This window comes from Streptomyces sp. ME19-01-6 (assembly GCF_033793745.1).
In the GTDB taxonomy this organism is placed as follows: Bacteria; Actinomycetota; Actinomycetes; order Streptomycetales; family Streptomycetaceae; genus Streptomyces.
Genome location: NZ_JARAXF010000006.1, coordinates 280853 through 296255, shown reverse-complemented (window position 1 = coordinate 296255; position 15403 = coordinate 280853). Strand labels below are relative to the sequence as shown.

Here is a 15403-nt window from a genome sequence, read left to right as displayed (position 1 = left end):
CATCCGCCGGCGTGACATCCGCGATGAACTCCTCGAACCCGGCCAGGGCCGCAGCGAGATCATCGTCGGAGTGCCCCAGATACGCCCCCGGGAACCTGAAATTGAATTCTGTCCCGCACTGCTTGTAGAACGCCCCGAGCGCGATCCCCAGCGACTGACCGCTGTCATCGACACAGGGCGGAGCAACCAGCCGCTTGAACTTGCACTTCTCCATGACCGCACTCGTCGTGGGGCAGTTCAGCGCAAATCCGCCGGCCAGCGCGAAATTCGTCCCGCTCGGATCGAACCCGAAACGCCTGGATGCCTCCTCCACATTGCGCTCCATGACGGACAGGGAGATGCGCTGGATCTCCTTCATCACGGCGCTCATCACCTGCTCATCCGGACTGAAACGTTCATCCGTCGAACACCGGCCGCTCGCGAAGGCCTCCACCACCGCCTCGTGCAACAAGCCGAGAAAACGCTCACAGTCGAACAGAAGCTTCGGGGCGGGCCCGAAGAACGGCAAACCGCTCAACGCCTCTTCCCGCAACTCGGCCAGATCCGCGTCACAGTCGGCCGCCGTAGCAAGCGCCATCAGCGTGCCCTCACGCAGCTTGTACCGATGGCGCGCCGCCGTGAACAGGCGGGCCGGCGACTCGACCGGAAACCAGGTGAACGAACCGTTTTCGACATAGGCTCCGGCAAAGGACGACGAATGATCCTTCGAGGCAAGAACTGAATCGGGGCCGCCGTCCAACGCCATCGCGAAGATCGGCTCCGACCACGAAATACCGGTGTCCAGCAGGGCGCAGCTGAACACATGGGCCAAGCTGTGCGGCGGCAGATCGACATCCGCGAAGTAACCCGACACATCGACGTAGCGATCACCCCCAATACCCGGCGTCCCCCAGAACTCCAGCACCTCATCGACCTCGACACCCACCGAGGACAACAGGGACTCGATCAACCGCATACCAGAGGATTCATCGGAAACCGCCGCCGCATGACGACGCCAACCAGACAACCGCTCAATCGCCCAATACGCCACAACCTGAACATCCCGACCCGACTTCCGCCACAACGAAACGTTGTTGTCATGGCGAGCACGGAGATTCAACAGATGAGACAGTCCTGGCGGCGTCAAATAGGTTGAAACGTAATATCCGTCCCTCACTGCACCCTCCAGTCACGTACACAGAAAATACTCGTCCCCGCGCTCCGGCGCGAGTCGGCATCCTGCAGAATTGAAGTGGTCGAATCTTTTCGGAGAGGCCCGGGTTCGAAGCCTTTCATTGGGCGGCGCACTAGTCAAGAGACTTTGGACCATCGAATCCTCTTACCAAACTTCACAGAGCAGCTATGTGTTAAGTGATTCAAAAGAGGGCATTGAGGGAATGGTGTCTGAAAAATCTCGTTCTTGAGTTATGCCGTTCGCGGTGAGCGCGACGGGGACGGATCAAAGCGGCGCGGTCGGGCTCAAGCCCGGTGTGCGGCAACGGACGGACGTCGGCTCCCGAAGGAGACGCCGCCCGACCGATACCGAGCGAGGCGGTCGGTGGGGACAGCGCACAGCTACCGGCCGGGTCCGGGTCGCCAAGGGCTCGGTCGCCCCTCGGCGACCGCCCATCCGCAGGCCGGGGGCTGCCGCATGCCCGCCATGGGGGTGGCAATCGTTCCTGTAATCTGGCCCTGTGACCCCAGCAGACTTGGCCTCCGTTATCTCCGACAGCGTGCGCGAAGCAATCAGGTCCGGGCAGCTCGCCGTGGACCCGCCCGAGTCGGTCCACGTCGAGCGTCCCCGCCACCGCGATCACGGCGACTACTCGACTAACGTCGCATTGCAGATGGCCAAGGCCGCAGGCACGTCGGCTCGCGCTGTGGCCGAATTGCTGGCGCCCATCGTGAGCTCGGCCGCAGGCGTCGCGAGGGCGGAAGTCGCCGGTCCCGGATTCCTGAACATCACACTTGAAAGTGCCGTAAAGGGTGCGGTGGCGCGTGACATCGTCATCGCCGATACTGCGTACGGTCGCACGAACGAACTCCGGGGTTTGCGCCTGAACCTGGAATTCGTCTCGGCGAATCCGACGGGCCCTGTACATATCGGCGGTGCCAGGTGGGCGGTTGTAGGGGATGCTCTGGCGCGGCTTCTCGAAGCAGCGGGTGCGGACGTAGCACGGGAATATTACTTCAATGACGCCGGCTCCCAGATCGACCGCTTCGCCCGGTCTCTGCTTGCCTCGGCGCGTAATGCTCCGGTGCCTGAAGACGGTTATGGCGGCGCTTACATCCGAGAGATCGCCGATAATGTCCTGAAGCGTCGCCCCGAGGCGCTGAATCTGCCCGATTCGGAAGCTCTCGACGGATTCCGCGCCGAGGGAACGTCTCTCATGTTCGACGAGATCAAGAAGTCCCTCGCTGAGTTCGGCACTCACTTCGACGTCTACTTTAACGAGAAGAGTCTCCACGATCAAGGAGATTTGGACAAGGCCGTGGCCCGTCTACGGGAAGGCGGACACGTCTATGAGGCCGATGGTGCGGTATGGCTGCGGACTACCGATTTCGGCGACGACAAGGACCGCGTTCTCCTGAAGAGTGACGGCTCATGGACGTACTTCACTGCTGACTGCGCCTATTACCTCAACAAGAGGTCACGCGGTTTCGAGCGGGTCGTCATCATGCTGGGAGCCGACCATCAGGGTTATGTGGGCCGGATGAAGGCCATGGCGGCCTGTTTCGGCGACGATCCCGACAAGCACCTCGAAATCCTGATCGGCCAGTTGGTCAATCTGGTGAAGGACGGTCAACCCGTCCGCATGAGCAAGCGAGCCGGAACAGTCGTGACACTGGACGATCTCGTCGAGGCGGTAGGAGTCGACGCGGCCAGGTATTCACTCGCGCGAGCGAACGTCGACTCGATGATCGATCTCGACGTCAATCTGCTGACGTCTCAGTCGAATGAGAATCCGGTCTTCTACGTCCAGTACGCGCACGCACGGCTCTGCGCCATCCAGCGCAAGGCGCAGGAGACGGGGGTGGACAAGGGAGGTCCCGACGACTTCGACCCGGCTTTGCTCTCCCACGAGCGGGAGGACGAACTGCTCCGCATGCTGGGTGAGTTCCCGCGAGTGGTCACTACCGCCGCTACCCTGCGGGAGCCGCACCGAGTGGCGCATTACCTGGAGCAGCTCGCCGGCACCTACCACCGGTTCTACGACAGCTGCCGTGTCCTCCCGCGGGAGGGTGAGGAGCCGAGCCCGCTCACCCAGGCACGGCTGTGGCTGACGGACGCCAGCCGGGTGGTCCTGCGGAACGGCCTCAATCTGCTCGGCGTCACCGCCCCCGAGCGGATGTGACCATCGGGTACACCGATCAGCCACCCGTGCGGGTTGGCGGGCAGGCCCGTGGCATCGCGTCCTCGCCAAGGCTCTCTCTTGTGCTGTGGCGGGGACGCGCCACTCTCCCCGTCTCAAATGCGGATGACCTCCGGCTCCTCCCCGCTCAACAGCGCGCCCATGATGGTGAAGAACTCGCGTCCGACACCTGCGTGTTGCCCCAGGGCCTGGATGTCCTGGAAGCGCCGTCGCAAGGATGACGAGGCGTAGATGGCGCTGCCACCGCCGTGCCGGTAGGCAGCTGTCGTGGCCTCCACACACATCGCTGACACCTGTGAGCTGGTCGCGCGCATCTGGGCACGATCGTGCAGGGTGAAATCCCCTCCCCCCGTCGCCTTGCGCCACACCGCCTCGGCTTCGGAGTAGAGGAGTGCGCGCGCGGCACGCAGCTTCACATGGGTTTCGCCTACGTCGGTCTGGAAAAGCGTCGACTCGGCGAGCCGCCGTACCCCGTAAGCGGGTCGCTTCCCCGAGGAGGCCAACTCGGTGACGTCATCGAGCGCCGCCTGGGCGGTGCCGAGTGCCACCGCCGCCATGAACAGGCCCAGTTGGGCTACGGGCGGGACGGCGAAGATGCCCCCGGACTTCGACGGCGTCCCGCCGAACCATCGGCAGTTGCGCTCTTCCGGGCAGTACACGTCTTTCACCTCGACGTCGTGACTACCTGTTCCCCTCAGACCGGACGTGTGCCAGGTGTCCAGAATCCCGACGTCGTCCGGCGGGAGCAGGGAGAGCTTCATATCGGGCCTGCCGTCGATGCCCTTCCGCCGCGCGCCGTCTCCGTCGGTCACCACGCCCTGGGTCACGATCCAGTCGGCGTACCGGCAGCCGCTGACGAAAGGCCACCGGCCGTTGATCACATAGCCGCCCGGTGCGGGGGTGCACGTGCCCTTGGGGGCATGGGAGCCCACGACCATGACGTCAGGTCCCGCCTGGTATACGCGGTCGAAGGTCTCTTGGGGGAAGGCCCCCACCACGACCAGATTGCTGCTCCCGATCATGACGTTCCATCCGACCGACGCGTCCGCCCGCGAGACGCGCTCGATGACCGCGAGGGCTTGCTGAATGCTGAGTCCGTCTCCGCCGTGCGCGCGCGGGACCAGCATGCGGAAGCAACCGCATTGCTTGAGGAGATCGAAGACGGGCTGCGAGATGTCGCCGTCTTCCTCGATCTGAGCGCTGAGCGCTCCGATCTCCGACGCCGCCGCATCGACGTTGTCCAAGGTCGTCGACCACATCGTCGTCACCGCCATCGACCATCAACCGTGGTGAAGCGCAGAATGGCGAGTGAGGGGTGATGGACCACGTTGCTCGCTTCGAATGCGAAGCCGTGCTCCGTCATCACGCCGGTCAGAGCTCTCAAGGAGTCTCGGACTGCCTCGGCGCCCAGGCAGTAGTGTGACCCGCCCCCGAAGGCGACGTGCGCACGCCGTTCCGTTCCCGGTTCCCTCGGCTCGGGGAATGCCGTCTCGTCCAGGTTCGCCGGTCCAAGGCCGAGCAGCACACGTGTGTGCGCAGGAATGACACGTCCCTTGAGCTCGATCGGACGGGTGGCGAAACGGCGCGTGAACCGAAACGGACTCGAAAGCCGCAGTACCTCCTCGCAGAGACCGGCGGACTCCCCGTGGGCGAAGGAGGGAGACCCGCTCAGCAGGCCCAGGACGCTAACGGCGGCGACGAGGGGGTCGTAGGCACCGGTGATCGTCTGGCACAGCGCGCCGAGTGCGGCGTCGAACCCGAGTTCCGGGTCCTGGGAGATCGCGCTCAGCGCCGTCATGAACGGGGTGGTGAGCCGCCCGTGCGTGAGCGCGGCGTCGAGCCACTGCGCCACAGACTCCATCGCGCTGACGACGCCGGCGAAGCCCTCCTCGTCAGTGACTTGCCACGCCAGCTCTTCCAGAATGACCTTCGCCTTCTCCACCAGCCACTCGGTCTCCTCGCCGGAGCTGCCCAGCACGGCTGCGATGACATCGACGGAGACTGGTTCCGATATGGTCTCGAGCCAGGAAAAGGTGTCCGAGGCGTGACGTTGATGTGCTCGTGTCACATGTGCGCCGATCCGGGAGAGCGCGTCATCGTCGAGCTTGCCGATGGCCCCCTGCAGATGTGCGCGGAGCCGGGCGTGATAGTCACCATCGGAGAAGAGCGGCCATTTGACGTAGCGGGCCCTCATCGCGCGCCGGACCGGCGACAGCCCGCTTGTATCCGACGGAGGTCGCTTCGTGGTGAGGCAACGGTCGGGAAGCAGTCTTCGCACGTCGGCGTACGAGGCGACCACCACGTCTCCCACGGTCGTGTCGTGAACCCCGCTTCCGGATCGAGCCGCTTCGGCGAGCAGGGCCGGCACGTCCTCGGTGCTGTAGTCCGCCATGGTGTCGATCAACATGTGAGGGCCCTCATTCCACTGGGCTCAGCGCGGGGCCGGCCCACTCGGAGGCCGGGCTGACTATGCGTCCGTCCTGGCCCACGTACTCGAGTACGTGGGCCGCCCAACCGGCCACACGGCCGACGGCGAAGAAACAGGTGAAGTAGTCGGCCGGGATGCCGACTCCTGCCAGCACCCCGCCCGCGAAGTAGTCCACGTTGGTGAAGTTCGGACGGTCCGGATGGCGACGCAGGAGTTCGTTCAGTGCCGTCTCCTCCAGCGCCACAGCGGTCTCGTAGTACTCGGGATTGGCGGTCTTGCACAGGTCACGCAGGATCGCGGCGCGCGGATCGTATCGCCGGTACTCCCGGTGGCCGAAGCCCATGAGCCGTTCGCCGCGCTCCAGCCTGTCCCGCACGAACGTCGCGATGCCGGGCGCCTGGCGAGCGGCTTCGATCATCTCGGCGGCGGCGGGCGTCGCGCCGCCGTGCGAAGGACCTTTCAGTGTTCCGATGGCCGCGACCACCGCTGACCAGAGGTCGCTTCCCGCGGAGCCCACGATCCGTGCGGTGAAGGTCGACGGGTTCAGGGCGTGCTCGGCGATGAGGACGAGATAGGACTGGAGCCAGGAAGCGCGGGCCGCGTCCGGTTCCTGGGAGGTCAGCATGTAGAGCAGATTCTCGGCGTGCCCGAGATCGGCCCGCGGGTCGACCGGAGGCTGCCCCTGTGCCCGCCGGTAGCAGGCGGCGACGATGGTGGGCATCACGGCGGTAATGCTGATCGCGTCATCGATGCTGGGCCGGCCCACGCCGGGCCGTGCACCCTGGGCGGAGAGGACGGTGCGCAGCCCGTCCATGGGATTGACGCCACGAGGAAGTCCGTGCAGGGCCCCGCGGGCGCCTTCATTGAGATGGCGACGCTCCGCGAGCCGCTGGCGGAAGGCTGCGTGTTCCTCGGATGAGGGGAAGCTGCCGAACCACAGCAGATAAATGATCTCTTCATAGGAACGGGTGGCGATCTCCTCGATCAAGTGACCACCACGGTAGACAAGTCGACCGTTCTTGCCGTCGACATGGCTGATCTCGGTACGAGCCACGATGACGCCTTCGAGGCCCGGGTTGTACTGAACTGACATAAGGCTCTTTCTCGTTCTCGGTCTCAGCGGCCGTTGCGGGCGAGGAGACGGCCTCCCGTGATCGTCTCCGCGAACGAGAAGCGGTAGCCGGCGAGGATCTCCACAGGAGCCAGCAGGCTCAGCTCCTCGTGTGGAGAGTCGAAGAATTCCAGTTCCGCCTCTCCTCGCCACACGTTGTCGATCCGTAGATCCTCACTACCGCCCGTCACCAGCTCGGTCAGATCCGGCTCGGACCGGTCCCATGCCGGAAAGTGCCGGGTGTGAACGAGCGGGTCCGACGCCAGCGCCGGAGCCTCCGCGGGGTTCTCCAAGGTGATACGGGCCTCGACGAGCCGTCGGTCACCCGCCGCGAGGGTCCCCGCGAACCGCTCCCCCGGGGCCAGCCCTGGTGTGGCCCGGCCGACGGCGAACTGCTTGGTGATCCAAATACTCCCGAGCTTCTTGGGATAGCCCTGTATCAGACCCCGCACCAACGAGAAGTCCCGGTCCACCCAGCAGAAGGGGGATCGCACCATGGGCTTCCCCTGCCAGGTGCAGGAGAGTGCGACATAGAACTCCTTGTACTGCGACCTGACAGGATCGAGCAGCTCGCTGCCGTCATCGGTCGCCGACTGCCAATCACCGAAGATGGCCGCGGCTCGCCCCGGGTCCTCCCCGGGTTCCAGACCTTCCGGAAGGAATGCCTTCACGGCTTCCGGATCGGTCCGGTACTCGACCATGAGCACGTCGCCGGAGAAGTGCCACGGCGGGGGCGGCACAAGCGACGAGTTTCCTGTGGGAGAGAAGGGGAGCGTGTATCCCTGGAGACCGTTCATTGCATACCTTTCGCGCTGGATCCACCGGGGACGGTGTCAGCCGATCGTGCGGGAGTGCGCGACGCCGCGTACGGCACGGGAGCGGCGGAGATCTCTTACGACATTGACCCGCTTGAGCCATCTGTCGGTGCCGTCGTACCGCGCCTTGAAGGACTCGCGGCCGTGCACGGCACGGTAGTTGTCGACGAACAGGACATCGCCCGCCCCGAGCGCGTGGCCGGTCAGGGCATCGCTCACAGCACTCATGGCGACGCCGAGGGCCGAGGCCGCCTCGGCGTCGTCGGCAGCGGCGGGCCGCGTGTAGTGCTGGTCGAGCCGCAGGTAGGGAGTGTGCGTACTGCCGAAGAGCAGGGGGATCGGGTGGTCTTCCGTAGCGGCTCCGGAGCGTGAGCCGTCCGGAAGGATGACGAACCGGGGCTGAGCGAGGATTTCGGCGACGTCGTCCGGCAGCTGAACGTCGTCGACCGAAGCGACCGTCGTGGCCGCCTGATCGTGGTTGCGCAGGCACATGAGTCCGAGGTAGTCCGCGCGCAGCGGGTGAAAGGCGTCCTCGGTGTGCCAGGTGAGTGGGGTGGAACTACTCGACGCGAGCTGTTCGTCCTCATCGCCCCGGACCGGGACGATGTTGGTCACGATGCGTCCATCGTGCTTGTCGGCCCAGGCGACCGGATCGCCCAGGAGACTCGCGCACAGAAAGAGGAAGAATTCCTCCCGAGCCGCAGGATTCTCCGACGAACCGGGCCTCCAATGAGCGGGCGTGCGCCCGATACCCTGGTCGGCCACCGGGTAACCGCTGACCAGCAGGAGCGCTGACGGCTCGTGGAGGCGGAAGTGATTGATCCCTTGCCGCAGGGCTCTCGGCAGTTCGTGGGCGTACACGCTCGCCTCGTCGTGGAAGGCCTGGCTCTGTACGGTGCGGAACCGCTCGACGACCTCAGCCAGCACGGAGGAAACCACTGCGACCTCCTGGCTGCCCAAGCCCACTCGGTACGGCCTTGTCCGGACTGTTGGCACCTGGTGCACTCCTCCTCAGCTTGTGGCCCGCATGACGGGCGGAAGGGGCAGGAACTCGAGTCCCAGCCGGCGGGCGATGTTCCGCGCGGCGCGGGCCCGGCCGTGCAGGGATCCGATCGGGGCAAGGACCGCGCCGCCCACCTGGGCGGTACGCAGCCCTGCGGCTGCTCGGGCGATCGATTCCTGTTCTGCCACGACGGTGTTTTCCTGGCCGTCCGTCAGGACAATCACCGCGCGGGCACTCGTACCGGGGAAGCGCCAGCTCTGTCTGCACAGTGACACCGCTTGTGTCAGCCCATCGACGAGCGGGGTGCGGCCGCGTGCCCTCAGGGAGGCCAACGCATCGACGGCCTGCTGCGGATAGCGCGTGGGGGGCACCACCAGCTCCGCCTTGGGGCCTCCGGCCAGCACGACGGCAAGGCGGTCTCCGCGTCTCAGCGACCCCAGCACGACACGAAGGAACGCTTTGGCCTGACGGAACACCCCCTCCATGGCCATGGACCAGGAGGCATCCAGTACGACGATCAGCGCGAGAGCGGAGCGTCCTGTCACCGGCCGACGCACGATGTCGGATGCGCGAAGGGACAAAAGGCCGCCCTCTCCATTCGGTGCGGGACCTCCGGACGACGCCATCGATCTCTGCGCGGCCGCGACGACCGTGGCGGCCAGAGAGATCGGCCCATCACCGGTTCGCCGGCTCGACACGGCCCGGCCTCCAGAACTCGCGAGGATCCTCGGCCGCACGAGGATCCGCTGGCGTTGTGGTCCCCGTCGAGAAATCAGGTGGGCGGCCGGCACCCCCGGAATGCGCGTCGTCCGTATGCGGATTTCCGTATCAGGAGGGTCGTCGGCGTCTGCGTCGCCCTCCTGGTCCGGCCTGGCATGGCCGCCTTGCGGCGGCACCGCGCCGACGCGACGGGCCGGGCCGTCGGCCGTCCGGGGAACGGATGACTCCGTAGCGCCCGGCGGTGAGGCCCGCGCGGTCCACGGAGGCACGACATCGGCCCCGGCCTCCGGCCCCGAGCCGTCGTCCTGGTCCTCCAGGCGCAGGAGTTCCTCCAGGGAGGTCTCCGCCGTCGTGTTCAGGAACTTCGTGATGACCTCATCGAGCACGAAGGGATCAGAGGTCCGGTGACCGAGAGCCAGCCGGGCGGAGATGGCGATGTCGTACGGCGTCACCTCGCGACGCCCCCGGAACGCGGCGTGGGCCATCGCGGTCCTCAGCAGGACGAGATCGGCTCGGTGACTGGCGACATTGGCGCTGATGACGACTTGGGTGACCGACTCGACCACCTCGCGTGTGCATTCCACCTCCGGGAGCAACGACCTCGCGGAGTCGAGTCGGGTGGCGAGCGCCCGGTCCTGGGCCAGATAGCGGAGCCGATCGGCGCTGTGGTGCTCATAGTTGATGCGCCGCATGAGCACATCCACGCGGGATTCACCTTCCCGCAGGATGTCGGAAGTGACCGAGAGCCCGAAACGGTCGAGGATCTGTGGTCGCAGTTCGCCCTCGCTCGGGTTCATGGTGCCGACAAGAGAGAAACTGGACGCGTGGCTCGCGGACACACCGTCTCGTTCGACGAAGTTCACTCCTGAACTCACCGCATCGAGCAGCGCGTCCGCCAGGCTGTCCGGCAGGAGGTTCACTTCGTCGATGTAGAGAATGCCGCGATGCGCGGCCGCCAGCAGACCGGGCGAGAGGCCCACACGACCTTCGTGTACGGCCTTTTCCAAGTTCAGTGTGCCGATGAGCCGGTCCTCGGTCGCGCCGACCGGCAGCGTCACCAAGGGCATCTCGCGCATCCGGACCGGCAGTGCACCCGAACCGCTCCGCCGCAGCCGGCAATCGTGACAGAGCTCTTCGGTGTCGTCGGGTTCGCAGTTGAACGAACACTGCGCGACAACGGCGATGTGTGGAAGCAAGCCCCGCAGCGCGCGAACCGCTGTGGATTTCCCAGTACCGGGCTCGCCCATGAGGAGGACCCCCCCGACCCGCGGATCGACGATGTTCAGCAGGAGAGCTGTCCGCATGGCCTGCTGTCCGACGATCGCGCTGAAGGGATAGTCGGACGCGATCCGATCCGATGTCCCGCCGTTGTCCTGCGAAGCTGACTGTTTCACCCTCTACCGCCTCAATGATTCCGACGATCGTGCGCGCTGTGCCTTCTGACGCCACCTGCCGCTATCCCGGCATGTCATCCGCGTCGGGCAGAGCGGAACCACGCTTGACGAGTTCGAGGTCGAATTCACGGCCGCTGCTGACCTGCTTGGTCGCCCCGTCGAGAAATACCTCCTCGTCGACGTCGAGCAGCTGCAGGACCCGGTCGAGACTCGCCGGGCGTCGACCGTCACTGCTCTTACCCAGCTGTATGGCCTCGTCACGGGTCATCCGGCCGAGTCGGGCCTCGATCGCGCCGAGCCGCGCGCCCCGGCCGTATCCCTCCTGAATGAAGCGGAGATAGTCACGGGTCCCCACGAGGAAACAGTCGAATTTCTCGTGCTCGTAACCCTCCGGTATGCCCTCTTGAGAGGTGCTGCCCCACCCCAGTTCGCGGCGGATGATCTCGACCTGCCGCTTCTCATCCCATTTCAGGTAATTGCTGAGGAAGATGGGACGCACGCCGGCCCGCGCGATCTCGTCCCGGCTGGGGTAGGAGAAGGCTTCCAGATCCTTGCGGTCAACGTCCTTGAGCTCCTGGGCCATACGGTCGAAGCCGAGTCCGGTGGCCACCTCCTGGTAGTCCTCGTCGGCGAGGTCCGACTCGGGAGGGTCCGCGTAGGTGCGCCCTGGGTAACTGTGGTACTCGGCGGAACTGTGGGCATGCACGACCAGGGGGACGCCGAGCTGGACGGCCACCCGAACGGGATAGGCGGTGATACTTGCGTTGCAGTGCCAGCAGACCGTGCCCACAGCTTCGAATCCGGCCTGCATCATGCGCTTCACCAAGGGGAAGGGCGGGCGATAGGTGACCTGATCCACACCGAGCTCGTCCAGCACGGTACTGAGGTTCTGCCATGCCTGCTGCCGCATGAACCGGTTGTCGACCGTCACCGCAAGACAGCGCAGGCCGCGCTCCCGCACCAGGTGGTGCAGGACGAACGCCCCGTCCTTGCCGCCGCCGAAGGGGACCACGGCGTCGTACTCGTGACGGCCGCGTATCCCCTCGACGAGGGCTGTGAACTCGCGTTCCCGCGCGTCCCAGTCGATGACCGTGTTCTTCAGCTCGTGGTGCCGGCAGACCGAGCACACCCCGTCCGTGTCGTTCTTCACACTGCGCCGAGTGTCAGGAAGCCCGCACCTGGTGCATTCTTCGTTGGCCATGTCAGTCCAATCCGACGGAAGATTTGACAGCCGCGCCAAGTCGGGACATAGCAGCCTCGATCACGTCCGGATTACGTGCCAACGCGACTCTGAACAGGTGCCCTCCCTCTTCGGGGCGCGCCCAGTGAAACTGTCGGCACGGCAGCACGTGAATGCCGTTTCCCAGGAGGTCTGAGCTGACCCGTTCGGCGGCCTCGGCCGAGGGAAAAGCGAGCCGGACGGCGCTGATCCGCGAGGATGGGTCGGGCAGGGTCACGCCGGGCAGGGCGGCGACGGTCCGGGCGACGCGCCGGCGATTGGCGGCGATCAGATCGTGTAGCCGGTCGAGTCCGCCGACCGCCGCGTCCTGGGACAGTGACTCCACCAGCTTGAGAACAAAGGGGGAGACCGTCAGGAGGACATCGCTCACGGCCTTTCGCATGATCGGCCACATGCCCTCGCTCACCGCGACGATGCCGAGCTTCAGCTCCGACATCGGCCACAGCTTGCCCGTGTCCTCGATCACGACGTACTGCGCACCGTGGCGGTGGAGCACTTCATAGCCGTCGAACTGCGCCCGTGCGTCGAAGCCCCGGAACGACGTATCGAGGCACAGCAGGATGTTCCGTTCCGCGCACACCCTCACCACCCGCTCGAACTCCTGCCGCTGGAGCACCCAGCCGGTCGGGTTGTTCGGTGTCGTGATGAACAGGCAGGTCGCACCCCAGGAGATGATCTCGTCCAGCCGCGCCTGGGCGCAGGCGGCCTCCTCGATCGAGGTGATCTTCACTGAGCGGGAAAGGATGTCGTGAATGTTGTCGAAGGTGGGATGCAGAAGGGCGACTCGATGGTTCAGCTCCGCCAATGCGTTCGCCAGTGCCATCGTCGCCACAGATGACGAGTAGAGGCTGAACACCCGCCCGGTCTCCACCGGGGCCGAGTGCTGGCCCAGCGCGGACATGAACGCCCGGAGAGCCTGTCGCTCGAGCTTCTCGAAGGGCTCCGTGGAAGCAGTCCTGAACAACTCCGGCAGCCGGTCGATCAAGGCGCTCTGGCTGCTGGTCAGGTCATGACGCGGATGCCCGTCCGACAGGTTTATCCAAGAGTCGATGGCTTTCTGTTCGTGCTGAGTGAGGTTTTCGGGAGAGTCCACCTGGCACCTATCTTCATGAACCAAGAAGAAGCAGACGGGATAACATTCACACAATGCCGCACGACAGGGTCATTGAATCCATCGATCCCGCCACGCGCGCTCGCGCCGACTAACGTAGATGTAATCGCCCAGCACGGAACGGAGATGCATCCAAGAAACCAGGAGCCCGCTGATCGATCCACATTGCGCAGCGGGCAGGAATAACCATCAGAAATTTCCCCCGAAATTTCCCAGAAAGTGCATCGGTTCGACACAGCTGCCAAAGAACTTTTCCATCGAGGATGCGCCACGTCAACCCCCGCTTCATCCGCGAGTAACAGCACCACAGGCTGGCCGAGGCCAGCAACGGACCCTACGGACCAAATCGGTTGCTACCGCGCGTTGAAGGTGGAACCGGCCGAGACGAGGCGGCGACAGGGACGGCCGGCCCATGGCGATGTGCGGGCATGGGAAGTTCATTGCGAGGGGCCGGTCAACTCGCCCACCTCAGATATCTGTTGACAGAGTGGATCAACGATGTCACTCTCCCTGGAGTCCCTGGCCCACGAAGCAGCTTCGATGCGCGAGGAGGTGCGAGAAGCGGGCTCGGTCACGGCAACTCTTGTTTGTAAATATCCGTCCCACATGCCGGACACGTCGTATCGATGGCCCCGACAATCGGCCTTGGCACAGGTATCAACACCCCCAAAGCAGATCTCGCGGAATATCCATGAACGCGAGACTCTTGCGCGCTACGGCCAGTTTCCTCCGCGACGGGGTTGACCGTCCGGCGCTGCGGCGATCTACGGCTTGAGGATCCACGATGGAGACACTTTTGTCGGACATGGCCCCGGACGAACTCTCTGTTACCCACCTCATGGCCCACCGCGTTCACTCTCCGGGGAAGAGCGGTGTTGCGGATGCCGACGGATTCGTCCCGTTGAGGTCTCTGCTGCTTCAGGCCGTCCGGAAAGCCGAACTTCTGCGTCGGTTCGGCGTCGTCAGGGGTGACCGTCTCGCACTCGATCTCAGGAACAAGAGCTGGGCCGCTGTCTCAATTGACTACCTGGCCTGTGCCTGGCTCGGTGCGTGTGCGGTTCTGGCTGAAGATCGCCAGCTCCTCGGAAGTCTCGATGGACCGGTAACCCTGATGGACGACTGCGTCGGTTCCGGGGATATGCCGCGCGGCAGGTCCGACCGAGGGCGGCCGAGCCCAGGCGACCCTCTCGACATCCTCTTCAGTTCGGGCACGACCGGGACGCCGAAGCCGATCGTCTTCTCTCACAAGGACTGGGTCTACAGGCCCTCGGGTGCGGTCGACAGGGCCGATAGAATCGCGCATTACGGTATACCTTTCGGAACATCCACCGGAGTCCACGGAATACTGCTCCAGCACATCGCGGCGGGAGCTGTGAGTGTCGTTGCCAGGACTTCCGAGGAAGTCTCCGATCTTGTCAAGTCGTTCGACTGCAATCAATTGGTTGTGACGCCCTACGCCCTGCAAAAACTGATCAACAGTGGCCCTGCGACGGATGCGCTTGCTCAGATCAAGACGGTGAAAGTCGTGGCAGGCCCTGTCACGGGAAGCCTGGCATCAGCGGCCATCGACGCCTTTCCGAATGCCAGAATCTTTTCCATCTACGGCGCCACGGAGCTGGGTGGGACAGTCTTTACACGACTCGTCAGGCGCGGGGAGCCCAATGGTTTGGGGGTGCCGAGTCCCGGCACCGTCTGTCGAATCATCGATGAACGTGGTGCACCCCTTCCACCAGGCGAAGTAGGCCAGATTCAGGTGGCCCGGGGGTCGACTGCCGCCAGTACGCCGAGTTCTGCTCAGCGCTGGATCAGTGTCGGAGACATGGGGTACATGGACAAAGTGGGGCAAGTCCATCTGATGGGGAGGGCGAAAGAAATTCTGTTTCTCTCCGATCGGCGTAGTACGCCCGGGAAAATCGAGGAAGGCCTGCTCCAGATCCCACTCATCGAAGACGTCGGGGTTGCGGCGATCGATAACGTGGACGGGTGCGACAGGCTCGGCGCCTGTGTGGTGCTCAAGGATCGTGACAAGGTTCGCGAGGCAGCGGAGGAATTGGCCCGCTTCGATCCTCCGCTTTTCAGAATCAGGTATGTCTCGTCGATCCCTCGCACCTCCCTTGGAAAACCTCTTCGAGATCAGATCTGGCATCTTCTGATGGATTCTGATGCCGAAGGCGTGTGGCTTCGCCCCCAGCGGTCGGGGTCGGTCACACCGCCGATGGCGTAGAGAA

Annotated in this window: 11 protein-coding genes; 2 read left to right on the top strand and 9 right to left on the bottom strand. The window is 64.8% G+C overall.

Going from position 1 to position 15403, the window contains the following annotated elements; all coding sequences use genetic code 11:
* Nucleotides 1-1030, bottom strand: a 1030-nt coding sequence (locus PV419_RS17235; protein WP_319689551.1) for a carbamoyltransferase N-terminal domain-containing protein, incomplete at its 3' end; no start/stop codon positions are given.
* A 643-nt stretch (nucleotides 1031-1673) separates the two neighbouring features.
* Here PV419_RS17235 and argS point away from each other — a divergent pair.
* Nucleotides 1674-3335, top strand: coding sequence for an arginine--tRNA ligase (argS, locus tag PV419_RS17230; RefSeq protein ID WP_319689549.1), 1662 nt, complete (start codon nucleotides 1674-1676; stop codon nucleotides 3333-3335).
* A 113-nt stretch (nucleotides 3336-3448) separates the two neighbouring features.
* On the opposite strand, the gene PV419_RS17225 is transcribed toward argS, so the two are convergent.
* The 8 genes from PV419_RS17225 to PV419_RS17190 form a co-directional block, all read right to left on the bottom strand.
* The gene (locus tag PV419_RS17225) at nucleotides 3449-4627 is read right to left on the bottom strand and encodes an acyl-CoA dehydrogenase family protein (RefSeq protein ID WP_319689547.1); all 1179 of its coding nucleotides are present in this window, start codon (nucleotides 4625-4627) and stop codon (nucleotides 3449-3451) included.
* The gene (locus PV419_RS17220) at nucleotides 4618-5760 is read right to left on the bottom strand and encodes a cytochrome P450 (protein ID WP_319689545.1); all 1143 of its coding nucleotides are present in this window, start codon (nucleotides 5758-5760) and stop codon (nucleotides 4618-4620) included. Before PV419_RS17220 ends, PV419_RS17225 begins: the two co-directional genes overlap by 10 nt.
* A gap of 10 nt (nucleotides 5761-5770) precedes the next feature.
* Nucleotides 5771-6874 carry a citrate/2-methylcitrate synthase gene (locus PV419_RS17215; protein ID WP_319689542.1) on the bottom strand — a complete coding sequence of 368 codons (1104 nt, stop codon included), beginning with the start codon at nucleotides 6872-6874 and terminating at the stop codon, nucleotides 5771-5773.
* Nucleotides 6875-6897: 23 nt separating this feature from the next.
* Entirely contained in the window at nucleotides 6898-7689 is a 792-nt protein-coding gene (locus tag PV419_RS17210; protein WP_319689540.1) for an acetoacetate decarboxylase family protein, read from the bottom strand.
* Between the two features lie 36 nt (nucleotides 7690-7725).
* Entirely contained in the window at nucleotides 7726-8673 is a 948-nt protein-coding gene (gene gntD / locus PV419_RS17205) for a guanitoxin biosynthesis L-enduracididine beta-hydroxylase GntD (RefSeq protein ID WP_319689538.1), read from the bottom strand.
* 45 nt (nucleotides 8674-8718) lie between these two features.
* Nucleotides 8719-10824, bottom strand: coding sequence for a VWA domain-containing protein (locus PV419_RS17200; protein WP_319689537.1), 2106 nt, complete (start codon nucleotides 10822-10824; stop codon nucleotides 8719-8721).
* 61 nt (nucleotides 10825-10885) lie between these two features.
* The gene (locus PV419_RS17195) at nucleotides 10886-12025 is read right to left on the bottom strand and encodes an N-acetyl sugar amidotransferase (protein WP_319689535.1); all 1140 of its coding nucleotides are present in this window, start codon (nucleotides 12023-12025) and stop codon (nucleotides 10886-10888) included.
* Between the two features lies 1 nt (nucleotide 12026).
* Nucleotides 12027-13157, bottom strand: a complete 1131-nt coding sequence (locus tag PV419_RS17190; protein ID WP_319689534.1) for an aminotransferase class I/II-fold pyridoxal phosphate-dependent enzyme — start codon at nucleotides 13155-13157, stop codon at nucleotides 12027-12029.
* An 802-nt stretch (nucleotides 13158-13959) separates the two neighbouring features.
* Here PV419_RS17190 and PV419_RS17185 point away from each other — a divergent pair.
* Nucleotides 13960-15399: a class I adenylate-forming enzyme family protein gene (locus PV419_RS17185; protein WP_319689532.1), complete on the top strand. Its 1440-nt coding sequence runs from the start codon at nucleotides 13960-13962 to the stop codon at nucleotides 15397-15399.
* Nucleotides 15400-15403 lie beyond the last annotated feature (4 nt).

Coding starts and splice junctions, on each gene's coding strand:
- PV419_RS17225 (WP_319689547.1), bottom strand. CDS start 4,627: ATGGCGGTGACGACGATGTGGTCGACGACCTTGGACAACGTCGATGCG.
- PV419_RS17210 (WP_319689540.1), bottom strand. CDS start 7,689: ATGAACGGTCTCCAGGGATACACGCTCCCCTTCTCTCCCACAGGAAAC.
- PV419_RS17195 (WP_319689535.1), bottom strand. CDS start 12,025: ATGGCCAACGAAGAATGCACCAGGTGCGGGCTTCCTGACACTCGGCGC.
- PV419_RS17220 (WP_319689545.1), bottom strand. CDS start 5,760: ATGTTGATCGACACCATGGCGGACTACAGCACCGAGGACGTGCCGGCC.
- PV419_RS17185 (WP_319689532.1), top strand. CDS start 13,960: ATGGAGACACTTTTGTCGGACATGGCCCCGGACGAACTCTCTGTTACC.
- PV419_RS17215 (WP_319689542.1), bottom strand. CDS start 6,874: ATGTCAGTTCAGTACAACCCGGGCCTCGAAGGCGTCATCGTGGCTCGT.